Raw genomic sequence first — 21974 nt, forward strand, 5'->3', positions numbered from 1 at the left:
GTGGGATTGAGATCGCGCCGGACGGGCGCATTATCGTTCACAGTCAAGCCGAGAAGGTTCCCGCGAGCCCGCTCGATGAGTGGAAGGCGAAGCGCGATGCGCGTGCGGCTGAAGGGTCTTAACAAGGTTACGAAGCGGCTCGCCGATGGGCGGACCGTGACTTACCACTACGCATGGAAGGGTGGACCGGCGCTGCCGGGGAAGCCCGGGTCGGCAGAATTCGTTGCGGCGTACAACGAGGCGGTCGCCAAGCGCACGGCGGCTCCAGATGGAGTCTTGCTGAAGGTACTACGCGACTATCAGTCATCGTCGAACTTCGATGGGCTCGGCGAACGGTCCAAGAAGGACTACGTGCGCCAGATCAAGCGCATCGAAGCCGAGTTCTCAGACTTCCCACTCGCCGCGCTTGCGGACCGCCGCACGCGCGGGGAGTTCATGGCGTGGCGCGACCGGCTGGCGAAATCGTCGCGTCGGCAAGCTGACTACGCCTATGCGGTGCTCGCGCTCATTCTCGCATGGTCGTTCGACCGCGGACTCGTTCTGTCCAATCCGTGCGAGCGCGCCGGCAAGGTCTATCGGTCAAAGCGTGTCGAGAACGTTTGGACGGCCGACGACGAGGCGGCATTCATGGCGAAAGCGCCGGCTCACCTGCGGCTCGCCTTCATGCTCGCGCTGTGGACCGGACAGCGGCAAGGCGACCTCTTGCGGCTGCCGTGGTCGGCCTATGACGGCCAACGCATCCGCCTGAAGCAGGGCAAGACCGGAGCCCGCGTGTCCGTCCCGATTGGCGCGTCCCTAAAAATCCTGCTCGACGCCACGAAGAAGCGTGCCGTCACGATCCTCACGACTGAAGCAGGAACGGCGTGGACAGAGTCCGGCTTTCGGGCGTCATGGCGCACCGCCGTGAAAAAGGCTGGGGTCGTTGGGGTGACGTTCCACGACCTTCGCGGCACGGCCGTGACCCGACTTGCCCTCGCGGATTGCTCGGAAGCGGAGATCGCGACGATCACCGGCCATAGCCTGAAAGATGTCGGGGCGATCCTCGACGCGCACTATCTGCGGCGTGATTCCGGCCTTGGCGTCTCGGCTATCCGTAAGCGCGAGGCGCACGAAGCCGGAACGAAAACTCCCAACTGAACGCCCAACTAACCGTCGAGAGTTAAAGTCGAGAGACCGAAAAAGCGTAATAAAATCAATTGGTAGCGGAGGAGGGACTCGAACCCCCGACACGCGGATTATGATTCCGCTGCTCTAACCAGCTGAGCTACTCCGCCCCGGCGGCCCGACATCGGCGGGCGCGGCGCGGGCGGATATAAGAAAGCGGCGGAGACGGTGTCAAGCAGCGCCGGTCCGGGATGGACCGAGGTCCTCAGCGCTTGGGACGCGCCGTCTTCGCCGCGGACGCGCCGGACGGGTCATAGCCGACGAGGATGCGCCAGCCTCGGAACCGGTTGTCCGGGATCGGCACCACGATGTTGTCCTCGATATGCGTGAAGTCGGCCATGCCCTGGCCGGCGGGCACCGTCACGTCGACCAGATGGCTCTGCGAATAGACCGGCTTGTCCGCCTCGTCGACGACCGCGATGCGCAGCGGCACGCGGTAGGTTCCCGGTGCGCCCTTAGGTCCAAGGATCAGGCGGCCGACGACGCCGACCCGCAGTCCCGCCTCGACTCCGAGATTCGAACACTCCCGCGCGGTGTCGGCGAGCGTCGCCTGGTAGCGCAGCTGGAACGGGTCCGTCGAGCCGGCGGCGTCGTAGACCGGATAGGCGGCCGCGCCCGTCAGGATGTCGATCGGAGGGCATTCGCGCTTGATCGCGAGGTCGACCGGCGGGGTGACGGGCGGCGGGTTGGCGTTGCCAAGCAACAGCTTGGTCGCAAGCGAGTCGGATTGCCGGGGGCCGCCCGCATCTGCGCCCTGGTCGCCGCCGACCGTGCTGCAGGCTGTGAGAAGGCCCATGAACGCCGCGGCCACTGGCACGCGCATCGCCTTCGGCAGGATCGGGTGGACGCCACGCATACGCAAAATCCCCGGGCCTCGGCCGCTCCGCGATGGGCGGCGCGCGAGTTATAGCAACCGGTTTCCGGGCTTGGGAAGGCGGCGCCGCGACTTGACACCCCGCTCCCCGCCGCCCCATCTCGGCGTCTGGCCGCCGTCATCGGCCGCACGCGCCGCCGCCGAGACTGCAACGCGATCCCCCGAGCTCGATGACCGCTCCGAAGCCGCCACTCCGCATCCTGCTCTGCGCGCCGCGTGGCTTCTGCGCCGGGGTGGTGCGGGCGATCGACGTGGTCGAGGCCGCGCTCGCGCGCTTCGGGCCGCCGGTCTATGTGCGTCACGAGATCGTGCACAATCGCTATGTGGTCGACGCGCTGAAGCGCAAGGGCGCGGTGTTCGTCGAGGACCTCGACGAGGCGCCGGACGGCGACGCGCCGGTGGTGTTCTCCGCCCACGGCGTCGCGAAGTCGGTGCCCGAGGCGGCGCGCGCCAGGAACCTGATCGCGATCGACGCGACCTGTCCGCTGGTCACCAAGGTGCATCGCGAGGCGGAGGTCCATTTCCGCCGCGGGCGACTCGTCGTGCTGATCGGCCACGCCGGCCACCCCGAGGTCGTCGGCACGATGGGGCAGCTGCCGGACGGCGCCGTGCTGCTGGTGGAGACCGAGGCGGACGTCGAGCGTCTTGAGATTTCACCCGACCGCGAGCTCGCCTATGTCACGCAGACCACGCTGTCGGTTGACGACACGGCGGCGGTCGTCGTCGCGCTGAAGCGGCGCTTCCCGGCCGTGGTCAGCCCGCACAAGGAAGACATCTGCTACGCCACCACCAACCGCCAGGAAGCGGTGAAGCGGGTGGCGCCCCAATGCGACGCGCTGATCGTGGTGGGGGCGGCGAACTCGTCGAACTCGCAGCGGCTGCGCGAGGTCGCGGAACGGGCGGGCTGCCCGGTGGCCCAACTCGTCGCACGCGCGGTCGACATCGACTGGGCGGCGTTCACTGGCATCCGCACCCTCGGAGTGACGGCGGGCGCCTCGGCGCCCGAGGTGCTGGTCGACGAGATCATCGACGCCTTCGCCGAACGCTACGAGGTCGAGGTCGAGACGGTGTCGACCGCGGACGAGAACGTGTTCTTCCCGCTGCCGCGGGAGCTTCGGCCGGCGGCCGAGTGACGCCCCCAGCCGCGTCGCCATTGCAGGGGCGGGCGGGAGTTCGTAGGAGGGGCGCCATCGCTCGCGCCCCAGAGTCCGTCCCGAATGGCCGTCTACACCGAAGTTCCGGACGACGAACTCGCAGCCTTCGTGAAGGCATACGACATCGGCGAGGTCGTCTCTTTCAAGGGGATCGCCGAGGGCGTCGAGAACTCGAACTATCTGCTCGCGACCACCAAGGCGCGCTTCATCCTGACGCTCTACGAGAAACGGGTGAACCGCGACGACCTGCCATTCTTCCTCGGCCTGCTCGAGCACCTCTCGGCGAAGGGCCTGACCTGTCCGCAGCCGGTCGCCGGGCGCGACGGCGAGGCGCTCCGAATGCTGTGCGGCCGGCCGGCGGCGCTCGTCACCTTTCTCGACGGCGTGTCTGTGCGGCGTCCGACTGCTCGGCACTGCGCGGAGCTCGGCCGGGCGCTCGCCGAGCTCCATGAGACCGGCAAGGGCTTTGCGCTGAGGCGGCCAAACGCGCTTTCTGTCTCCGGCTGGCGGCCGATGGCGGAGGCCGCGAAGGGCCGCAGCCAAGCGGTATCGCCGGAGCTCGATGCGATCGTCGCGGCCGAACTCGATCATCTTGAGGCGACCTTTGCGCGGCTCGACCTGCCGAAGGGCGTGATCCATGCGGACCTGTTCCCCAACAACGTGTTTTTCCTCGGCGACCGGCTGTCGGGACTGATCGACTTCTACTTCGCCTGCGACGACGCCTTCGCCTACGACGTCGCGATCTGCCTGAACGCCTGGTGCTTCGAGCCGGACCAGTCTTTCAACGTCACCAAGGGGCGCGCGCTGCTGTCGGCCTATCACGCGACCCGGCCGCTCGAGCCGGACGAGGTGGCGGCGCTGCCCACGCTCGCGCGTGGCGCCGCGATCCGCTTCCTGCTGACGCGGCTGGTCGACTGGCTCGACACGCCGGCGGGCGCGCTGGTGAAGAAGCTCGACCCGCTCGAATACCTCAAGAAGCTACGCTTCCATCAGCAGGCGAACGACGCCACAGCCTTCGGCTGGCGGCCTTGAGCGGGACGCCCCCGCGCGCGGCGCCCGAAGGCGTGCCGACGACGCCCGGCGCGGTCGAGATCTTCACCGACGGCGCGTGCTCCGGAAATCCGGGCCCGGGCGGCTGGGGCGCAATCCTGCGCTTCGGCGACGCGGAGAAGGAAATCTGCGGCGGCGAGGCGCTCACCACCAACAACCGGATGGAGCTGACGGCCGCGATCACCGCGCTCGAATCCCTGAAGCGGCCGTGCGTGGTCGTGGTTCATACCGACAGTCAGTATCTGCGCGACGGCGTGATGAAGTGGCTTGGCGGTTGGAAGCGCAACGGCTGGAAGACCGCCGACAAGAAGCAGGTCAAGAACCAGGATCTGTGGATGCGGCTCGACGACGCGCTGAAGGTCCAGACGGTCGAGTGGCGCTGGGTGAAGGGTCACGCAGGCCACGTCGAGAACGAGCGCGCGGACGAACTCGCGCGCGAGGGCATGAAGCCCTTCGCCAAGGCGAAGGGCGGCTGAGGTGAGTGTTCAGGCCACCGACGCCGCGCCGACCCCTTCCTCCGACACGCTGACGGCGGCAAGCGTCGCACGGTTCGCCTCCCGGACCGCCGCCGCCGCGTCATCGTAGAGGAAGGGGAGGAAGGCGTAGCGCACGCCGCTCGTCACCTTCGACACCGCGTGCAGGAACGAGCACGAGAACACCACGGCGCCGCCGGGCGGCGGCTTGAAGGAGCGCGGCCCGAACTCCGGAAAGCTGACCTCGCCGCCGTTGAAGTCGCCGTTCAGGTTGATCGACACCGCGAAGCGGCGATGCGCGGTGCCGGACGTCGTGTTGTCGCGATGGGCGCGGAAATGGCCGCCATCGTCGGCCGAGTAGCAGCCGACGATGTAGCGCTCCATCCGCGTGGCGTTGAAAGCATGCGCCTTCATGATCTCGGGCGCGACGCGGCGGCGGAAGCGGATCTGGATCTGACGGATCAGCTCCTTGTCCTCGATCTCGACGTCACGCCGGCGCTTGTGGGCGTGGTCGTGGACCCCGACCGTCTTGCCGTCAATCTGGCGCATGAAGCCGGATTCGACGCCGCCGGTCGCCTCGTAGAGGTCGATGAGGCGCCGGCAGAGTTCGGGCTCGAACACGTTCGGAAGGAACAGCACGGGCGCCTGCAGCTCGATTCCCGCGAAGCGGCCGGGCTCCGGCAGATGCTCGATCAGCTCGAACACAGTCTTCATGTCCGAGCCGTCGGGCGCGAAGGGCACGTTGGCGAGCACGCGCATTGTCGGGTCGAGCACCAGCCAGAAGCGCCGCGCCTGTATCGGCCCTCGATCGGGCGCAGAATCGCGCGCGATCGCTCCGTAGAGCCGGCTGACCTTGCCGTCCGTATCGAAGAAATGGCGGACTCCAGGCAGCATCATCTGCACCCGCCCCTCGGTCTCGTCGCGCGGATCGAGCGTGACGCCGAAGAAGCACGCGCGCTGGTCGTCGAACAACCGCCGGTTCGCGGCCACCGCTTCGAGCCTCGCCTTCGCCTGCGGTTCGGCGGAAGAGGCGTAAAAGCACAGCACGAGGTAGCGCCCCGCCGCCGTGTCGAAGGCGTAACGTGGGTTGCCGGTGGCGCGCTGGCTGAACCAGGGCGCCGGATCGCCGCGGGCGATATGAACGAAGGAGGCTGGCTCGGCCATGCGCGTCGATCGTGGTTCCCGGCGGGCGCGGCCTTGCGCCCGCGACACAATGTGCCCGATCACGATGCGAGGAAAGTCAGGCTTTCTCCTTACGCCGCAGCGTGCAGGGTTTAGAATCGGAGCGTCGGCCCGCGTTCGCGTCGCCGGCGTCCGTCACAAGATTCCCGGGGTCGGCGCGCGATACTTGCGCGGGTGGCGCCTCGGGCGGGAAGACCGTGAATGAGCGAAGCGAGCTTTTTCGGCGATCTGCTCCAGACCATCGCGGAACGCGGCCGGCGGCTGCTCGCGCTCGGCGGGGGCGATGGCGGCGCGCGTCCACAGGACATGCGCACGCTCTGCGACACGCTGCTGTCGAGCCGAGGCGAGGCGTCGGGCATCGCGCTCGCGAAGGCTGTGCTCGATCGCTGGACGCGAGCGAGCGAAGAAGAGCGGCGTGACTTTATGACGATGCTGCTGGAGCAATACGGGCCGGACGAGGTGGCGCTGGGACAGGCGATCGCGGCCTACCAGGCGGCGCCTTCCCCACCGACGGCGCAGGCGCTGCATGGAGCGTCGGAGTCGCGCCGGCTTGAGCTTCTGCGCCGTCTCAACCTTGCGCCCGAGGGCATGTCGACGCTCGTCCGGATGCGCGAGGCGCTTCTGCGGATGAAGGCCGACGCGCCGGCGCTCGGCGTGGTCGACGACGATTTCGCGCATCTCTTCACGTCGTGGTTCAACCGCGGTTTCCTGGTGCTGCGGCCGATCGACTGGGCGACTCCAGCGAACGTGCTAGAGAAGATCATCCGCTATGAGGCGGTGCACGAGATCCGCGACTGGGACGAGCTTCGCCGTCGCGTGGAGCCGACCGACCGGCGGTGTTTCGCATTCTTCCATCCTCGACTGATCGACGAGCCGCTGATCTTCGTCGAGGTCGCGTTGACGACCACGATGCCCGCGACCGTCGAGGAGGTGCTCGACCCCGCCCGGGCGCCGATCCGCGCTGAGGAGGCGAACGCCGCGGTGTTTTATTCGATCTCGAACTGCCAGCACGGCCTGCGCGGTGTGTCGTTCGGCAACTTCCTGATCAAGCAGGTGGTCGAGGATCTGAGGCGGGATCTGCCGGAACTTTCCACCTTCGTCACGCTGTCGCCCGTACCCGGCTTCGCCGCCTGGCTCGCCCGTGAGACCCAGGGCGACGGATCCCCGACCCTGAGCGCCGAGGATCGCGCTTTGCTCGCCGAAGCGGACGACCGCGGCTGGGTGGACGACGAGGCCAAGGTCGAGCGGCTGAAGCCAGTGCTGACGCGCGCATGCGCGTCCTATCTGCTCAACGCGCGCAATCCGCGTGGCGGGGTGGCCGATCCCGTCGCACGCTTCCATCTCGGCAATGGAGCGCGGCTCGAACGCGTTAACTTCCTTGCCGATCGCTCGGCGCGCGCCGGGCGTCAGGCGCACGGGATGATGGTCAACTACCTCTACGAACTCGACGAGATCGAAGCGAACCACGAGGCGTTCTTCGCGCGCGGCGAGGTGGTCGCATCGTCGTCGGTCCGCAGGCTCGCGCCCCGCGGCCGACCCGTGACGGCGGACGCCACGCCGGCGCGGTAGCAGGCCCGCAGGCCTGCAAGCGGCCTGGTGGCTCCAGCGGTGTTGAGCGTCGCTGCGACAAACGCGCTCGCTGCATCACAAAACCCTCGCTGCCCGGCGCCCGCGTGGGCGACGGCTTGTTTGTGACATTTGCCGGCGTCCATATCGCTTTCCACACGGCGTTCATGCGGCGTCGGCTAGCCGGCGTCCGCGCACGACCTAGGGAGACGACGGCTCATCATGGCGGCGAAACATGACCACGCCCTCGCCGGCGGACCCGAGGAGAGCCCGGCCCCGGCGCCGGCCGGAAATCCGGTCGCGGACAGCCGCGAATTGGAGCTGAAGCTCGATCTTTCGGCCGCCGCGCTCAAGGCGGTGGGCGAGCGGTTGGCTGGGCAGGAGAACGCGTCGCGACGCCGCGCCGTCTCCCTCGTCAGCGGTTACTTCGACACCGAGCAGCAAGATCTTCACAAGGCGGGCGTCACGCTCCGCATCCGACGGCAGGGGCGCAAGCGCACCCAGACGCTGAAGCACGGCGAAGGGGGTTTCGGCCTGTTCGACCGGCTGGAGATCGAACGCCGCGCGACCGGCGACGCGCCCACCTTCACCGATGAGGAGAGCGAGGCGCTCGGCCGGTTGATCAACGCGCCGCCGTCGGCCGATCAGCTCGCGGCCGTCTTCGCGACCACGGTCAAACGCACCGTCTTCGACATCGCGCACGGCGAGAGCACAATCGAGATTGCGCTCGACACGGCGTCGATCGAAGCGGGCGAGCATCGAGTCGAATTCTGCGAGCTGGAACTTGAGCTGCGCGCAGGCGCCGCGGCCGAGCTGTTCGGCGTCGCGCGGGAGCTCCTCGACGTCGCGCCTCTGCGGGTGAGCGTTCAGGCGAAGTCGAGCCGCGGCTATGCGCTGCTGGAGAATGGCGAGCCTCGCGCCTTCAAGGCCCAGGGATCCCCGATCCGGCGCGGCATGACGGTGGAGCAGGCGTTCCTGGCGGTAGCCGCGGACTGCGTCACGCAGTTCCGCCGGAACGAGGACCTGCTGCTGACGCAGCCGACGAGGTCCGCGATCCATCAGGCGCGGGTCGCGCTGAGGCGGCTGCGGTCGGGCTTCGCCATCTTCAGGCCGGCGATCGCCGACTACCGGGCGCCTGTCCTTGTGAGCGAACTGAAATGGCTCGCTGGCGCGCTCGGCGCCGCGCGCGATCTCGATGTGCTGATCGAGAAGCAGGCGACCGTCGCCGAGACCTCCGACGAGGCCGCCTCAGCGCTGCCCGAGCGGCTGCTAGCGAGCCGCGCCAAAGCCTATGGCGACGCGCTCGACGCTCTGCAATCGCGCCGGGCGCTCGACCTGATGCTCGACCTTACGGAATGGGCGGCGGTCGGCCGCTGGCGCGCCGATCCGCAGACCGCCGCCGCGCGGGAGACGAAAATCGAGCGCTTCGCCGTCGAGGTGCTCGACCGGCGGCTCCGCCGGCTGCTGAAGCGGTCCCGTGGGCTTGTGAAACTCGCGCCGGAGAAGCGGCACGAGGCGCGCCTTGAGGCCAAGAAGCTGCGATACGCCGGCGAGTTCTTCGGCGCGCTCTATGATGGCGGCCGCAGCGGCAAGCGGTACGAGCGGTTCATGAAGCGTCTTGTCGGGCTGCAGGACCAGCTTGGCGAACTGAATGACATCGCGACCGCGCAGACGCTGACCTATGGCATCGCCCAGGATGCGGGCGCCGCTCGCGACGGCCCGTCGGCCTTCGCCGCGGGCATGCTCGCCGGTCGCGCCGAGAGCCGCACGGCGGAGGTCGTCGAGAAGGCGAGGATCCGCCGCGCCAAGCTGAACAAGGCGAAGCCGTTCTGGACGTGAGGCCGCGGCCACGAGAACGACGAGAGCGCCGAACGGAATAGGAGATGACCTCAAGGCAAGGCAGAATCAGCGCCGATCAGGCGCATCGCCGCGTCATGGCTGGACCTCCGCGGAATTCTGTCCGTCGAGCCGGAGGATCGCATAGTCCGCGGGAATTGCGTCGACTGTGGACGGTTGCGGCGCAAGGCGGCTCGATTTCGTCGGCGAAGGCGGTGTTGACGTCGCGCCGCACGCCCATGGTGATGCTGAACGCCATCGGCAGCCGCGCGCCATCGAAGGCCGGCGTTACCTTGATGATGACGAGGGGCGGCGTCTCGCGGGACGCGAAATAGCCGGCGAGCGGATCCCAAACCACAGCGACGTCGACCTCGCGAGGCCACGGCGTCGATGATGCGCGACGGCGGATGCGGCTCACTGCATTCATCATAGAGGTTGTAGGCGCGGACGTTCGCGACGATCCCCGCCGCGACAGCGGACGAAGCGCCAGCGGGCCGCTGGCGTGCTCGCGTTGCGGCTAAGCGGCCCTAAGTGAGCAGCGCGAGGGCGCCGCGATATTTCACGAGCCGCCGCTTATCCCGCTCGGTGACCTCCGGCAGCCGCGACAGGTCCATGTTGTCGGCAAGGTCGGCGATCATGACCTCGCGCCCGATCGGGTCGTGGCCTGCGCGGACGATGAAGTCGCGATAGCTTTCGCCATCCCGACGGGTGACCGCGTCCACCCCGGCAAGCGCCACTTCAGAGAAGCCCTCTGCGCGAAGCTGTTCGATCGTCCAGGGCGTGTTCTCGATGACGTCGTGCAGGACGCCCACGATGCGGGCGTCGCCTTCCGGCAGACAGGCCGCCACCCTCAGCGGATGCAGGATGTAAGGCTCGCCGGCCTTGTCAGTCTGGCCGGCGTGCGCCTCGGTCGCGATCTCGATCGCTCTGTCGATCGTGCTCATTCCGCTCCCCCACACCACGTTGGTCGAACCCATGGCTGATCCCATTTCATTCGACGAGCCGCTGGGCAGGGTATAGCGTGACGTCGCCGTTCACATGATCGCTGGGCGAAGGTCCGAGCCGTGTCTCGCTGAAGGCCCCAACTGTCATGAGGCAATACGAGGCCCCCGAAGACGCTCAGACGCTCGCGATGGCTATCGTCGAGACCATTCCCGAGCCGTTCGTCGTTTTGGACGACGCGCTCTGCCTGATCGCCGCTAACGACGCCTTCTACAAGATCTTTGATATCGATCCCGCGCGTTCGCTCGGGATCATGCTCTACGACCTTGATGAACGGCAGTGGGATATCCCCGTGTTGCGCGGGTTTCTCGAACTGGCCGTTCCTCAGCACAGAGCCATCGCGGATTTTGAATTCGAGCGCGACGTTCCACCTCTCGGTCGGCGGATCATGCTGCTGAGCGCCAGAACAGTGCGTTATGAGGGGTCCGATCGTTCGAACACTTTGCTAGCGTTCCGAGACGTCACTGAGGCGAGAAAGGCCGAAGCGGAAAAGCAAGCCCTGCTGGAGCATACCGAGAAGCTGCTGGAGCAACAGCGTGTGCTCTTCCAGGAAATGCAGCACAGGGTCGCAAACAGCCTTCAGATTATCGCGAGCATATTGATGCTCAAGGCTCGAGCTGTAACCTCAGAGGAGACCCGCCATCATCTCGAGGACGCCCATCAACGAGTAATGTCCGTGGCGGCGGTTCAGAACTATCTTCACCTCACCGACGGGATCGATCAGATCGAGGTCGCCGCCTATCTCAGGAAGCTCTGTGAAGGGCTCGCCAAATCGATGGTGCTGGATAGCAATCCGGTGACCATCGACGTTACCGCCGACCGGAGTTCCATTCCTTCCGCGAACGCCGTCAGTCTCGGCCTCATCGTCACCGAATTGGTGATAAACGCGATCAAATACGCCTTTCCAAGCCCCAGACTGGATGCCCGCATCCTCGTCAGCTATGAGGTCCAGGATACGGACTGGAAGCTTGTCGTTTCCGACAACGGGAGGGGCAAGATCGAGACAAACGCACCGCCGGAACCCGGTTCCGGCCTTGGCTCTCTCATCATCAAGGCCCTAGCCCAGCAACTCGATGCGCAAGTCGCGCTCACATCGACCGATGCAGGCACAAGCGTGGCGATCACCCGCGCGACATTTACCTCCCGGATGCCCAACGCGGCCTGAAGCGGGCTGGAATTCCGGTTCGCACAGGCGGCGAACCATCATCTGGGATGCAGGCGTGATGCGCCGATACGTCAGCCCGCGACCTCCGCCGGCCTGCACGCCGGCGCAGGTCGCGTTGTGGCTATTCAAGGCGACCCGATCGCCGGGATCGCCGATCAGGCACATTCCCCGACCGCTCGTTGGGACTTCATCGGAGTTTCTGCGCCGCTCCGCGCCAAACCGCTTCGTTTGATACCTTCCGTTCCGCTGCGCTCCGACGAACGGAAGGACACAGAACCCGGAAAATCGTTCAATTCTAAGGGGAAAAACGTGGAGCGGGCGACGGGAATCGAACCCGTGTGTGCAGCTTGGGAAGCTGCCGTTCTACCATTGAACTACGCCCGCGGCGGGCGGGAGCATAAGCGGGCGTGGGGCGGGGGACAAGACGGGGTCGGCTCTCTGTGCGCGTGGTCGTGATGGGATGCGGCAAGGTCGATGTCGACGCCACGATGCGACAGGCGTAGGAAGGCGCCTCTCCCGGTGGCCGGCCGCGGCCGGGAGAGTGTCGCAAGCGTCGCGTTCCAGACGGAGTTCCCCGATGTCCTCCCGCACGGCCTTCATCGCAGGCGCCTTCGTTTTCGTTCTCGGCGCCGCCGGACTCGCCGCCGCCCTCTTTCAGCTTCAGGGCGCCGGTCAGACGGCCACGCAGGCGTCGAGCGTCGGGGGGCCTTTCACTCTTGTCGATCAGGACGGCGCGACCGTCACGGAAGCGGCGCTCAAGGGCAAGCCGCATATCGTCTTCTTCGGGTTCACGCACTGTCCCGACATCTGCCCAACGGCGCTGTTCGACATCACCCAGGTTCTCGACGCGATGGGGCCGGACGCTTCGAAAGCCGGCGCGCTGTTCGTGACCGTCGATCCGGGTCGCGACACGCCAGAGGCCATGAAGGCCTATCTCTCCGCCTTCTCGCCGCTGATCCACGGCCTGACAGGCACGCAGGAGCAGGTCGACGCGATGGTGAAGGCATACAAGGTCTACGCCAAAAAGCAGCCGCTTGAGGGTGGCGACTACACGATGGATCACACCGCGGTGGTCTATCTGATGGACAAGAACGGCGCGTTCGTCGCCCCGCTCAACCTCAAGCGTCCTCCCCAGGAAGTCGCCGAGGAAGTCCGCTCTTACACCTGAACGGTCTCCGTCAGGTCTGAGGCGGCGCGGCGCGCCGGGTCGAGACGCCGTGCGTGGTCTTCTCCCAATGGCTCGTCTGGCCGCGCGCGATCTGATAGAGCGCGCGCCACGCCGCGGCGCCGACCAGCAGCCAGTAGAACGGCAGGGTGAAGAGACCGGCCGATAGCGTCGCCGGCCCGCGGCGTTCGACGCCCATCCAGCCGCAGGCGAGTCCGGTCGAATAACCGACGATCAGACTTGCGACGCAGAAGCCCGCAAAGGTCGCGTCCGCGAGGCTCGTCGCCGGCGCCAGCAGCGAACCGTCGACCGCCCGCCACAGGATGGCGAGCATGACGACGGGATAGGCGAGCGCCGTGAGCGCAACCCCGCCGACCAGCATCAGGGCGGCGCCGAGCGCGAGGGGGTCGAGCTTCGCTGCAAGACCCCTGACGCCGCGGCCGTGGACGATCGTCGTCACCATGAAACCCTTCATCCAGCGGGTGCGTTGCTTGAGCCACGGCCAGACGCGCGTCGGCGCCTCCTCCCATGTGGTGGACGCGATCGTGCGGGTGGTCCAGCCGAGCCGAGCGAGCCGCAGGCCGAGGTCTGCGTCTTCGGTCACATTGCCAGCGTCCCAGCCGCCGACGCTCCGGAGCGCCGCCGTGCGAAAATGGTTCGACGTGCCGCCGAGCGCGATCGGCAGACCGAGCGAGGCGAGCGCCGGCAATACGACGTCGAAAAGAGCGGCGTATTCGATCGCGAACTGGCGCGCGAGCCAGCCGTCGGCAAGGTTGTCGATCGCGAGCCGCGCCTGCACGCAGGCGAGCGTCCCGGGGCCGCGACGGAAGGCGTCGAGGGCGAAGCGCAACTGGCTGGGATCGGGGTGATCCTCGGCGTCGAACACGGCGAGATACTGCCCGCGCGCGGCGAGCAGACCGGCGTTGAGCGCCCGCGGCTTGGTCTTCGGCCCTCCGGGCGGCAGCTTGAGCACCTCGATCCCCGGTCGCGGCGGACGCCGGTCGAGCGCGCCGAGGGTGTTCCGGTCGTCGGCTTCGACAAGAAGCTTGATGTCGAGTTTCGCCGCCGGATAGTCGAGCCGTTCGAGGGCGTCCAGCAGGTCCGGCACCACCGCGGCTTCCTTCGCCAGCGCGACGAGCACCGTGTAGATCGGCAGATCCCGGTCCTGCCCGCGGGCGGGCGGCGGCAGGTCGGTTTCGGGCGTGCAGGCGACCCATAGCCTGAAACTGTTCAGCGCGGCGAACATCAGGCTGCTGAGGGCGAGCGCGGCGCTGCCGGCCGCCTCGAACAGGAAGCTAGAGACCGCGCCGGCGATGACGGCGACGATCGTCGTCCAGCGCCAGAACGCGCCGATTTCCGGGAGACCTCCTGCGACGGTAAGCTTCGGGAACAGCAGCGAGGGCCCCTCGCAAGCCCGCGCGGCGAGCGCCGATCCTGCTCGCGCCACGACGAGGTCGGCGAAGGCGCGCGGGCCGGCAAGCACGAAATCGGACCGTCGACCGCGGCGCTTCCGCGTCACCAGCGCAAGCCGGCCGACATGGGGGCCGCGCGCCGCGATGAAGAGGCGGGGGCGGCCGCGCCGATCGCGAAGTCGGACGGCGCCGGTGCGCAGCGCCATGGCGCAGGCGTCGGCGTCGATGCCGGGGCCCTCGAAATCGTCCGGCCCGAGGGCGTCGACGCCGATGCCGCGCGCCAGCAACAGGACGAGCTCATCCTCGCCCAGGCCGGCGATCCCACACAGCGCGTCGAACGGCGCCACGCCAGCGCGCGCGGCCTCGCGCTGCGCTGCGAGCAGGGGGCCAGGGGCGAAGCCGGTGGCGGCGAGCGCCGCCAGTTCCGGCGGGAGGACTGGAACGACAGAATGGTCCGTCGAAAGCGCCCGCAAAGCGGGGCGCTGCGCATCCGCGAAAACCTGCGCGGCAGTCTCGCGCCCGGCCGAACTCCAGGATGTCATGCAGGCCGCTCCCCCCGGAGACCTGCGGCGCCGCCGCGTTCATTCCCGACCGAACCCGGAAAGGGTAGAATCGGGACGAGCGAGGAGTCGAGTCTATTGCAACCTGCCAAGATTTTTCGGGGGCCGCTGAGCGTTATGCTCGCCGTGGCGTCGTTCGCCGTGGCGCAGCCGGCCCCCGCCGGGGCGATCGACCCGCCGACCGTGGCGGTCCCACGCTATTCCGATCCCAAGGCGCGGCTCGAGCGGCCGGACCTGCCGGCCGGGCGGATCGTGAAATGGGCGACGGGAGACGACTATCCGCCGTTCCACTACATTGACGCCGACGGTCAGCCTGCAGGGTTCGCGGTCGATCTCGCCCGCGCGATCTGCTCCGAGCTGAAGATCGCCTGCACGCTGCAGGCCTGGCGCTGGGACGCGCTGCTCGACACGATCGACAAGCGGCAGGCCGACGTCATCCTCGCCATGGCGAAGCCTACCCCCGAGATCCGCGCCCGCTTCGCGATGTCGGAACGCGTGCATCAAACCCCCGCGCGCTTCGTCGCGCGCAACGAGGCCGCGCCGAAGGACGTCACTCCGGAAGCTTTGGGGGGCAAGACGATCGCCGTCGTCGCGGGCTCGGCGCATGAAGCGTTCCTGAAGGCTTACTTTCCGCAGAGCCGTCTGAAGCCGTTCGACAAGGCCGATGCGGCGCGCGCCGCCGTGAAGGACGGGCAAGCCGATCTCGCCTTCGGCGACGCGGTCTCGCTCGCCTTCTGGCTGAACGGCACGGCGTCGGGAGGCTGCTGCAGCTTCGCCGGCGGCCCCTATATCGATGCGCGTTATTTCGGCGAGGGGGTTGGCGCGCTGCTGCGGCCCGGCGACGAGAAGCTCCGGCAGGCGATCGATTACGCGCTGCAGCGGCTCGACGAGTCCGGCGCTTTCGCCGAGATCTATCTCAAGCATTTCCCCGTCGGGATCTGGTGAGCTCGAGATAATTTGCGCGGCGCGCCAGGCCTCTCTACCGTGCGCGTCCTTTCGGACTTCGGAACCTGTTTCGCATCATGACGACCCTCGCCGCCACGGACTCCTCTCTCGTCGATTTCGCCCGCACTTCGAGCGCATGGCCGTTCGAAGAGGCGCGAAAACTGGTCGAGCGGCTGAAAAAGCGGCCGAAGGACGAACCGGTGCTGTTCGAGACCGGCTACGGCCCGTCGGGACTGCCGCATATCGGCACGTTCGGAGAGGTCGCGCGGACGACCATGGTCCGCAACGCCTTCCGTCTGCTGACCGAGGATCGCGTAAAGACGCGGCTGCTGTGTTTCTCCGACGACATGGACGGGCTGCGGAAGGTCCCGGACAATGTGCCGAACCGGGAGATGCTGGCGAAACATCTCGGCAAACCGTTGACCGAGGTTCCAGACCCGTTCGGCAGCCCCGAAGGCTCGTTCGGGGCGGCGAACAACGCGCGGCTCAGGGCGTTCCTGGATCGGTTCGGCTTCGAGTACGAGTTCGCCTCGGCGACGGACTATTACCGGTCCGGCCGCTTCGACGCTGTGCTGATGCGGATGCTCGAGCGTTTCGATGCGGTGATGGAGATCATGCTGCCCTCGCTCCGCGCCGAGCGCGCCTCGACCTATTCTCCCTTCCTGCCGATTCATCCGAAGACCGGGATCGTCATGCAGGTGCCGATCGACGAACGGAACGTCTCCGCAGGCACGATCGTCTGGCGCGACCCCGACACCGGCGAGCGCTTCGAGACCAAGGTCACCGGGGGCCAAGCCAAGCTGCAGTGGAAGCCGGACTGGGCGATGCGCTGGACGGCGCTCGAGGTCGACTACGAGATGGCGGGCAAGGACCTGATCGACAGCGTGAAGCTCGCGGGCGAGATCTGCCGCGCGCTCGGCGGTCAGCCCCCGGAGGGCTTCAACTACGAGCTGTTCCTGGACGAGAAGGGGCAGAAGATTTCGAAATCGAAGGGCAACGGGCTGACGATCGACGAATGGCTGGCCTACGCCAGCCCCGAGAGCCTGTCGCTCTACATGTACCAGAAGCCGCGCGAGGCGAAGAAGCTGCACTTCGACGTCATTCCGCGCGCCGTCGACGAGTACTTCCAGTTCCTCGGCGGCTTCGAGCGTCAGGAGGCCAAGCAGAAGCTCGGCAATCCCGTCTGGCACATTCACGGCGGCAATCCTCCGAAGGAGGTCCTGCCGGTTTCGTTCGCGCTGCTGCTCAATCTGGTCTCCGCCTCCAACGCCGAGAACCGCGCGGTGCTGTGGGGCTTCATCGGTCGCTACGCGCCGGGCGTCACGCCCGAGACGCACCCGAAACTCGACGAGCTCGTGGGTTATGCGCTGCGCTACTACGAAGACCATGTGAAGCCGACCAAGCGCTTCCATGCGCCAGACGAGGTCGAGCGCGCGGCGCTGGAGAGCCTCGACGCCGCGCTTGGCGTCCTGTCCGTCGATGCGACGTCGGAGGAGGTGCAGACCGCGCTCTACGACGTCGCGCGCGCCGTGCCGCGCTACCAGGATTTCTCCGCGAAGGGCGCGACGCCCGAACGACCGGGCGTCAGCCAGGAGTGGTTCTCCGCGCTCTACCGCATCTTGATCGGGCAGGAGAAGGGCCCGCGTTTCGGCTCTTTTGTCTCGCTCTATGGCGTAGATGAGACCCGCGCGCTCATTGGCCGGGCGCTGGCCGGCGAACTGGCGCAGGCGGCGTGAACGCCGAGCGGAAGGAGGAGATACGACCCATGGCCGCCGGCTCCAATAGTCTGACCCGCGTGTTCGGCGGCTCGCCGATCGGCGTGCTCCTCCGGCTCGTCCTGCTCTGCGTGATCGTGGGGCTGGTGATGGACCAGTTGAATCTCAACGCCTTCGAGGTGCTGCGCCATGCCGCCCGCGCGATCGAGGAGCTGATCGCGAACAGCGCGGATCTGCTGCGGCACATCGGTCGCTACTTCCTGATCGGGGCGATGGTGGTGATCCCGATCTGGATACTTCTTCGCATCTTCAGAATGGGGTCGGGCCGGGGCTGACCAGCGCGATATTCGTATTCTTGATATAAGCTGTTTTAATATAGCGACGTTCTTGTTGCCGTTTCTCGGATTCTGCTGATGGTCCATGCGATCTGACGCATCCGGAACAGCATATGTCGAACGCCATACACGCCGATGTCGCCGTCGTCGGTCTCGGGGCCATGGGGGCCGCAGCGCTCTATCAGCTTGCGCGGCGGGGCGTCCGTGCGGTCGGGATCGATCGGTTCGCGCCGCCGCATCAGTTGGGTTCGAGCCATGGCGAGACCCGGATCACCCGGCAGGCGGTCGGCGAAGGCGCCGCCTATGTCCCGTTCGTCACAAAATCACACGAAATCTGGCGCGAACTCGAGGCGGAGACCGGCGAGACCCTGCTTGTCGAGAGCGGCGCGCTGATCATGGATCCCGGCGGCGCGCCGAGTTCGCACCACGGCAAACCGGATTTCGTCGCGCGCACGGCGCAGGCTGCGACCGACTACGGGATTGAGCACGAGACGTTCGGCGCCGACGAGGCGCGCAGAAGGTTTCCCCAGTTTGCAGTGGCTGAGGACGTCCAAGCCTATTACGAGCCGCGCGCCGGCTATGTGATTCCCGAGCGCTGCATCGCCGCGCAGCTGACGCTCGCACGGGCGCTCGGCGCTGACGTCCGTCTGGGCGAGATGGCGACTTCTGTCGCGCAGGCGGGAGATGGGGTCGAGATCGGACTCGATGGGGGAGTGATCCGCGCCGACCGTGTGATCGTCACGGCGGGCGCCTGGATCGGCCCGCTGCTCGGGCCGCCGTTCAACCGGCTGTTGCAAGTGAAGCGGCAGACGCTGCACTGGTTCGAGACCGAGGAGGACGCCTCGTTCGGAGAGCGGCCTCCGGTCTTCATCTGGATGCACGGGGCTGGCGACAGCGACTACCTCTATGGCTTCCCTCCAAGCGGCGGCAGGATCAAGGTCGCGAGCGAGCAATATGCGATCTCGACCACAGCCGGCTCGGTCGACAGGATCGTTCGTCCTCAGGAGTCCGTCGAGATGTTCGCCGCCCATGTCCGCGGACGGATCCGGGGCGTGACATCCAAGGTCGCGAAGGCCGCCGCCTGCGTTTACACCGTGACGCCCGACTTCGGTTTCATCATCGACGAACACCCGTCGCAAGACCGGATCACCGTGGTCTCTGCATGCTCCGGGCACGGGTTCAAGCATTCGGCGGGCGTCGGCTTCGCGGTGGCCGAGCAAGCGGTGACCGGGCGCAGCGTGATCGACCTGTCGCCTTTCTCGATCGGGCGCTTCGTCTAAGGGTTACGCGCCTGGTCCGGCGGCGGCGATCGCCGCCGCATCCCGCCCGACGAGCGGGCCGAGCGACGTCGCGCCCTCGCTCGACACGGCCGCAGCGAGGAATTTCCCGATCTCGGAGACGAGTTTCGGCCCTTCGAACACCAACGCGCTGTAAAGCTCGATCAGCGTTGCGCCGGCGCGGATCTTGGACAGCGCGTCCGCGCCGGACGCCACGCCCCCGACGCCGACGATGGGCATGGCGCCCTCAAGCCGCAGATAGGTCTCGGCGAGCGCCCAGTTCGCGCGCCGGAGCAGCGGGGCGCCTGAAAGCCCCCCGGTCTCGCTGCGCGCGGCTTCCTTAAGCGACGGCGGCCGGCCGAGCGTGGTGTTCGAGACGACGAGGCCGTCCAGCCCGCGCGCAAGAGCGACCGACACGACGTCGTCGATGCCGGCGAGGTCGAGATCCGGAGCGATCTTGAGCAGCACGGGCCTCCGGTGAAGCCCCCCGGCCGTCGCCGCGTCCCGCGCCTCGATCACCCTGGCGACGAGGTCGTCGAGCGCCGCCATCGCCTGCAGGTCCCGTAACCCCGGCGTGTTGGGGGAGGAGACGTTGACGACAAAGAAATCGGCGTGCGACGCGAAGAGTCTGACGCCGGTCACATAATCGGCGGTGCGGTTAGACGAATCCTTGTTGGCGCCGACATTGACGCCGATCAGGCCCGGTCGCCCGCGTCGGCGTTCGAGCCGCTTCAGCGCCGCCTCGGCCCCGGCGTTGTTGAAGCCCATCCGGTTTATGATCGCCCGGTCGGCGGGCAGCCGGAACAGCCGCGGCTTGGCGTTCCCGGGCTGCGGCCGAGGCGTCACCGAGCCGATCTCGACGAAACCGAAGCCGAGCGCCAGCATCGCGTCCGGCGCGCGGGCGTCCTTGTCGAATCCCGCAGCCAGTCCGATCGGATTCGGGAAGTCGAGGCCGAAGGCCTGGACCGCGAGCCGGGAATCCGAAGCCAGCGGCGTGCGGGGCGGCAGCAGCTCCAGCGCCGCGAGGGACGCCTGATGCGCCCGCTCGGGATCGAGAGCGTGCAGAAGGGGCCGGATCAACGGCCACAGCAGGCCGATCACGGCGCCATCTCTGGGAACGCATGACGGCCCTCGGGACCCAGAGGCAGCGGCGCCGTCCAGATCACCGCGGCGAGCGGCAGGGGACCGTAGAGATGGGGAAACAGCGCGCCGCCACGGGAGACCTCCCATTTCAGCGCCGGTCCAAGGAGCCTTACGTCGACAGCGACCAGAACGAGGTCGGCCTGTCCCGCAAAATGCCTGTCGGCCGTCTCCCGCGCCTGGGCCGCGCTGGAAAAATGGATGTAGCCGTCCGAAAGGTCGATCGGTGCGCCGATGAACGCCCCGGCCTCTTCGGCTGCGCGCCACAGCGCGGAAGGCGCGATCTTGTAGATCGTTGCGGCGGCCATGATCGGTTCTGGGTCTTTCGCTATGCCGTTCGATCCGGAACGCAGTCCGGCCCGGCGCGTTATTCGCGAAGCGGCGCGAGCTTTAGAGCCGCAACGACGTCGGAGCAAGTTTCCGCGCCCTCCTTTGGTGGACAACTGGGGTAAAAGGTACTAATTCCTATTATTGACATCCGCGGTTTTGCGAGGACGCGGCTAGGGAGACGGCGGACGACATGCTCGGCCATGGCCAGATCTGGGCGGCGATCGACGCGCTGGCGGCGAAGAACGGTTTATCCGCTTCCGGCCTTGCGCGAAAATCGGGGCTCGACCCTACGACTTTCAATCGCTCCAAGCGCATCGCCGCCGATGGCCGGCCGCGCTGGCCGTCGACCGAGTCGATCGCCAAGGCGCTCGACGCCACCGCGACCAACCTCGACAACTTCATGGGCTTGCTTGTCGAAGGCGGCTCCCAGTCTCCGCGCAACGTACCGCTGATCGGCCTCGCGCAAGCGGGGGAGGGTGGTTTCTTCGACGACGCCGGCTTCCCGACTGGGCAGGGCTGGGACGAGATCCCGTTTCCGGACGCTGATCGCGGTCAGGTCTATGCGCTGGAGATATCCGGCGACTCGATGGCCCCGGTGTTCCGCGACGGCGACGTGGTGCTCGTCGCTCCCGGCGCCGCCGTCAGGCGCGGAGACCGCGTGATAGTGAAGACGACCGACGGCGAGGTGATGGCGAAGGAGCTGGCGCGACGCACCGCCAAGCAGGTGGAGCTGCGTTCGCTGAACGCCGAGCACGCCGACCGCACGTTTCCAGCGAACGAGATCGACTGGATCGCCCGGATCGTCTGGGCGAGCCAGTAAAGGCTCGTCAGAGCCCCCGGCTCACCCACCCCTTGGTCATCTCGACGCCCCGATCGAGATCGGCCGGAAAATCGAGTTCGCTCCATTCGAGCCCCTCGATCGACCGCACGCCCACGATGCTCTGGTAGCGCGCGATGCCGTCGATCGCCGAGAGGTACCAGCGCTTCAGGCCTTCCTCGGAACGCATGAGCCGTTCGATCTCGCTGACGAACGCCCGACCGCCTTCGTCGGTGAAGCGCAGGAAGCCGATGGATTCGCCAGTGACCAGATCGTTCGGCAGCGTCTTGCCGATCGCGAGCAGGCGGTCGCCCTGCGTGCGCACCTTCATGTCGTCGGTGTCATACTCGCCCTTCCGGTCGATCGTGACGGTGATCGGAGCGACGGCGGGATCGGCGAGCACCCGCCGTGCGATCTCCGGCTCGATCAGCGTGTCGCCGTTGAGAATGAGGAACGGCGCCTTCATCTCGTGACGCGCGATCCAACAACTGGCGAGGTTGTCGGCGAGCTCGAAGAACGGGTTGTGGGTGGCGTGCACGTTCACGCCGGTGATGTCGATCCCTTCCAGCACCGCCTCGACCTTACCGGCCTCGAAGCCGGTGACGACGATGATGTCGGTCACGCCGGCCTGGGCGAGCGAACGGACCTGCCACTCGACCAGCGTCCGACCGGCGAAGGGGATAAGGCACTTCGGCGTTTCGGCCGTCAGCGGCAGCAGCCGCCGACCTTGCCCCGCGCTCAAGATGATAGCTTTCACGTCCGGCTTTCTTCCATGCGCGCCCCCGAGGCGCCGGGCGCTCACGGGGCTGGGC

Annotated in this window: 21 protein-coding genes and 2 tRNA genes; 13 read left to right on the plus strand and 10 right to left on the minus strand. The window is 67.4% G+C overall.

What is annotated here, in order from left to right:
• Positions 1-96 precede the first annotated feature (96 nt).
• Positions 97-1137 carry a tyrosine-type recombinase/integrase gene (locus PKE75_RS03470; protein WP_271167310.1) on the plus strand — a complete coding sequence of 347 codons (1041 nt, stop codon included), beginning with the start codon at positions 97-99 and terminating at the stop codon, positions 1135-1137.
• 60 nt (positions 1138-1197) lie between these two features.
• Here the strand turns inward: PKE75_RS03470 and PKE75_RS03475 are convergent.
• Together PKE75_RS03475 and PKE75_RS03480 are read right to left on the minus strand one after the other, a co-directional pair.
• Positions 1198-1274, minus strand: a tRNA-Met gene (locus tag PKE75_RS03475).
• 95 nt (positions 1275-1369) lie between these two features.
• Positions 1370-2020: a hypothetical protein gene (locus PKE75_RS03480; RefSeq protein ID WP_271167311.1), complete on the minus strand. Its 651-nt coding sequence runs from the start codon at positions 2018-2020 to the stop codon at positions 1370-1372.
• 188 nt (positions 2021-2208) lie between these two features.
• On the opposite strand from PKE75_RS03480, the gene ispH reads away from it, so the two are divergent.
• The 3 genes from ispH (at position 2209) to rnhA (ending at position 4718) form a co-directional block, all read left to right on the plus strand.
• Entirely contained in the window at positions 2209-3171 is a 963-nt protein-coding gene (gene ispH / locus PKE75_RS03485; protein WP_271167312.1) for a 4-hydroxy-3-methylbut-2-enyl diphosphate reductase, read from the plus strand.
• A gap of 84 nt (positions 3172-3255) precedes the next feature.
• Positions 3256-4224, plus strand: a complete 969-nt coding sequence (locus tag PKE75_RS03490; RefSeq protein WP_271167313.1) for a homoserine kinase — start codon at positions 3256-3258, stop codon at positions 4222-4224.
• Entirely contained in the window at positions 4221-4718 is a 498-nt protein-coding gene (rnhA, locus tag PKE75_RS03495; RefSeq protein WP_428979099.1) for a ribonuclease HI, read from the plus strand. Before PKE75_RS03490 ends, rnhA begins: the two co-directional genes overlap by 4 nt.
• A gap of 9 nt (positions 4719-4727) precedes the next feature.
• On the opposite strand, the gene PKE75_RS03500 is transcribed toward rnhA, so the two are convergent.
• Positions 4728-5879, minus strand: coding sequence for a 2OG-Fe(II) oxygenase (locus PKE75_RS03500; protein WP_271167314.1), 1152 nt, complete (start codon positions 5877-5879; stop codon positions 4728-4730).
• Between the two features lie 219 nt (positions 5880-6098).
• Here PKE75_RS03500 and PKE75_RS03505 point away from each other — a divergent pair, with 219 nt between their 5' ends.
• Both PKE75_RS03505 and PKE75_RS03510 read left to right on the plus strand, forming a co-directional pair.
• A complete protein-coding gene (locus tag PKE75_RS03505; RefSeq protein WP_271167315.1) occupies positions 6099-7466 on the plus strand; it encodes a malonyl-CoA decarboxylase in 1368 nt (455 codons plus the stop codon).
• 219 nt (positions 7467-7685) lie between these two features.
• Positions 7686-9302 (plus strand): CYTH and CHAD domain-containing protein, encoded by a 1617-nt coding sequence (locus tag PKE75_RS03510; RefSeq protein ID WP_271167316.1) that lies wholly within the window; start codon positions 7686-7688, stop codon positions 9300-9302.
• A 76-nt stretch (positions 9303-9378) separates the two neighbouring features.
• On the opposite strand, the gene PKE75_RS03515 is transcribed toward PKE75_RS03510, so the two are convergent.
• Positions 9379-9717, minus strand: a complete 339-nt coding sequence (locus PKE75_RS03515; RefSeq protein WP_271167317.1) for a type 2 periplasmic-binding domain-containing protein — start codon at positions 9715-9717, stop codon at positions 9379-9381.
• A 109-nt stretch (positions 9718-9826) separates the two neighbouring features.
• On the minus strand, positions 9827-10276 hold the full coding sequence (locus PKE75_RS03520; protein WP_271167318.1) for an HD domain-containing protein: 450 nt from the start codon (positions 10274-10276) through the stop codon (positions 9827-9829).
• 155 nt (positions 10277-10431) lie between these two features.
• On the opposite strand from PKE75_RS03520, the gene PKE75_RS03525 reads away from it, so the two are divergent.
• Positions 10432-11466: a sensor histidine kinase gene (locus PKE75_RS03525; RefSeq protein WP_271167319.1), complete on the plus strand. Its 1035-nt coding sequence runs from the start codon at positions 10432-10434 to the stop codon at positions 11464-11466.
• A gap of 310 nt (positions 11467-11776) precedes the next feature.
• On the opposite strand, the gene PKE75_RS03530 is transcribed toward PKE75_RS03525, so the two are convergent.
• A tRNA-Gly gene (locus PKE75_RS03530) sits at positions 11777-11850 on the minus strand.
• A 193-nt stretch (positions 11851-12043) separates the two neighbouring features.
• Here PKE75_RS03530 and PKE75_RS03535 point away from each other — a divergent pair.
• Complete coding sequence (locus PKE75_RS03535; RefSeq protein ID WP_271167320.1) at positions 12044-12634, plus strand: SCO family protein; 591 nt, start codon at positions 12044-12046, stop codon at positions 12632-12634.
• 10 nt (positions 12635-12644) lie between these two features.
• Here PKE75_RS03535 and PKE75_RS03540 read toward each other — a convergent pair whose 3' ends face one another.
• Complete coding sequence (locus PKE75_RS03540) at positions 12645-14585, minus strand: glycosyltransferase family 2 protein (protein ID WP_271167321.1); 1941 nt, start codon at positions 14583-14585, stop codon at positions 12645-12647.
• A gap of 135 nt (positions 14586-14720) precedes the next feature.
• Here PKE75_RS03540 and PKE75_RS03545 point away from each other — a divergent pair, with 135 nt between their 5' ends.
• The 4 genes from PKE75_RS03545 (at position 14721) to solA (ending at position 18878) form a co-directional block, all read left to right on the plus strand.
• Positions 14721-15548 (plus strand): transporter substrate-binding domain-containing protein, encoded by an 828-nt coding sequence (locus tag PKE75_RS03545; RefSeq protein ID WP_428979100.1) that lies wholly within the window; start codon positions 14721-14723, stop codon positions 15546-15548.
• Positions 15549-15625: 77 nt separating this feature from the next.
• Positions 15626-17284, plus strand: coding sequence for a lysine--tRNA ligase (locus PKE75_RS03550; protein ID WP_271167323.1), 1659 nt, complete (start codon positions 15626-15628; stop codon positions 17282-17284).
• 29 nt (positions 17285-17313) lie between these two features.
• On the plus strand, positions 17314-17598 hold the full coding sequence (locus PKE75_RS03555) for a DUF6460 domain-containing protein (RefSeq protein ID WP_271167324.1): 285 nt from the start codon (positions 17314-17316) through the stop codon (positions 17596-17598).
• Between the two features lie 113 nt (positions 17599-17711).
• On the plus strand, positions 17712-18878 hold the full coding sequence (gene solA, locus PKE75_RS03560) for an N-methyl-L-tryptophan oxidase (protein WP_271167325.1): 1167 nt from the start codon (positions 17712-17714) through the stop codon (positions 18876-18878).
• Between the two features lie 3 nt (positions 18879-18881).
• On the opposite strand, the gene PKE75_RS03565 is transcribed toward solA, so the two are convergent.
• Both PKE75_RS03565 and PKE75_RS03570 read right to left on the minus strand, forming a co-directional pair.
• The gene (locus PKE75_RS03565) at positions 18882-19976 is read right to left on the minus strand and encodes a quinone-dependent dihydroorotate dehydrogenase (protein WP_271167326.1); all 1095 of its coding nucleotides are present in this window, start codon (positions 19974-19976) and stop codon (positions 18882-18884) included.
• Positions 19973-20323 carry a DUF952 domain-containing protein gene (locus tag PKE75_RS03570; protein ID WP_271167327.1) on the minus strand — a complete coding sequence of 117 codons (351 nt, stop codon included), beginning with the start codon at positions 20321-20323 and terminating at the stop codon, positions 19973-19975. The genes PKE75_RS03565 and PKE75_RS03570 overlap by 4 nt, the downstream gene beginning before the upstream one ends.
• A gap of 212 nt (positions 20324-20535) precedes the next feature.
• Here PKE75_RS03570 and PKE75_RS03575 point away from each other — a divergent pair, with 212 nt between their 5' ends.
• A complete protein-coding gene (locus PKE75_RS03575) occupies positions 20536-21165 on the plus strand; it encodes a S24 family peptidase (RefSeq protein WP_271167328.1) in 630 nt (209 codons plus the stop codon).
• Positions 21166-21172: 7 nt separating this feature from the next.
• On the opposite strand, the gene PKE75_RS03580 is transcribed toward PKE75_RS03575, so the two are convergent.
• Positions 21173-21919 (minus strand): phosphocholine cytidylyltransferase family protein, encoded by a 747-nt coding sequence (locus PKE75_RS03580; RefSeq protein ID WP_271167329.1) that lies wholly within the window; start codon positions 21917-21919, stop codon positions 21173-21175.
• Positions 21920-21974 lie beyond the last annotated feature (55 nt).

The sequence above is a fragment of the Hansschlegelia plantiphila genome, from assembly GCF_027922265.1.
Classification (GTDB): Bacteria; Pseudomonadota; Alphaproteobacteria; order Rhizobiales; family Methylopilaceae; genus Methylopila; species Methylopila plantiphila.

Excerpts from the sequence above, each read along its gene's own strand:
- PKE75_RS03470 (WP_271167310.1), top strand. The coding sequence starts at position 97 with ATGCGCGTGCGGCTGAAGGGTCTTAACAAGGTTACGAAGCGGCTCGCC.
- PKE75_RS03480 (WP_271167311.1), bottom strand. The coding sequence starts at position 2,020 with ATGCGTGGCGTCCACCCGATCCTGCCGAAGGCGATGCGCGTGCCAGTG.
- ispH (WP_271167312.1), top strand. The coding sequence starts at position 2,209 with ATGACCGCTCCGAAGCCGCCACTCCGCATCCTGCTCTGCGCGCCGCGT.
- PKE75_RS03490 (WP_271167313.1), top strand. The coding sequence starts at position 3,256 with ATGGCCGTCTACACCGAAGTTCCGGACGACGAACTCGCAGCCTTCGTG.
- PKE75_RS03500 (WP_271167314.1), bottom strand. The coding sequence starts at position 5,879 with ATGGCCGAGCCAGCCTCCTTCGTTCATATCGCCCGCGGCGATCCGGCG.
- PKE75_RS03505 (WP_271167315.1), top strand. The coding sequence starts at position 6,099 with ATGAGCGAAGCGAGCTTTTTCGGCGATCTGCTCCAGACCATCGCGGAA.
- PKE75_RS03510 (WP_271167316.1), top strand. The coding sequence starts at position 7,686 with ATGGCGGCGAAACATGACCACGCCCTCGCCGGCGGACCCGAGGAGAGC.
- PKE75_RS03520 (WP_271167318.1), bottom strand. The coding sequence starts at position 10,276 with ATGGGTTCGACCAACGTGGTGTGGGGGAGCGGAATGAGCACGATCGAC.
- PKE75_RS03525 (WP_271167319.1), top strand. The coding sequence starts at position 10,432 with ATGGCTATCGTCGAGACCATTCCCGAGCCGTTCGTCGTTTTGGACGAC.
- PKE75_RS03535 (WP_271167320.1), top strand. The coding sequence starts at position 12,044 with ATGTCCTCCCGCACGGCCTTCATCGCAGGCGCCTTCGTTTTCGTTCTC.
- PKE75_RS03540 (WP_271167321.1), bottom strand. The coding sequence starts at position 14,585 with ATGACATCCTGGAGTTCGGCCGGGCGCGAGACTGCCGCGCAGGTTTTC.
- PKE75_RS03545 (WP_428979100.1), top strand. The coding sequence starts at position 14,721 with ATGCTCGCCGTGGCGTCGTTCGCCGTGGCGCAGCCGGCCCCCGCCGGG.
- PKE75_RS03550 (WP_271167323.1), top strand. The coding sequence starts at position 15,626 with ATGACGACCCTCGCCGCCACGGACTCCTCTCTCGTCGATTTCGCCCGC.
- PKE75_RS03555 (WP_271167324.1), top strand. The coding sequence starts at position 17,314 with ATGGCCGCCGGCTCCAATAGTCTGACCCGCGTGTTCGGCGGCTCGCCG.
- solA (WP_271167325.1), top strand. The coding sequence starts at position 17,712 with ATGTCGAACGCCATACACGCCGATGTCGCCGTCGTCGGTCTCGGGGCC.
- PKE75_RS03570 (WP_271167327.1), bottom strand. The coding sequence starts at position 20,323 with ATGGCCGCCGCAACGATCTACAAGATCGCGCCTTCCGCGCTGTGGCGC.
- PKE75_RS03575 (WP_271167328.1), top strand. The coding sequence starts at position 20,536 with ATGCTCGGCCATGGCCAGATCTGGGCGGCGATCGACGCGCTGGCGGCG.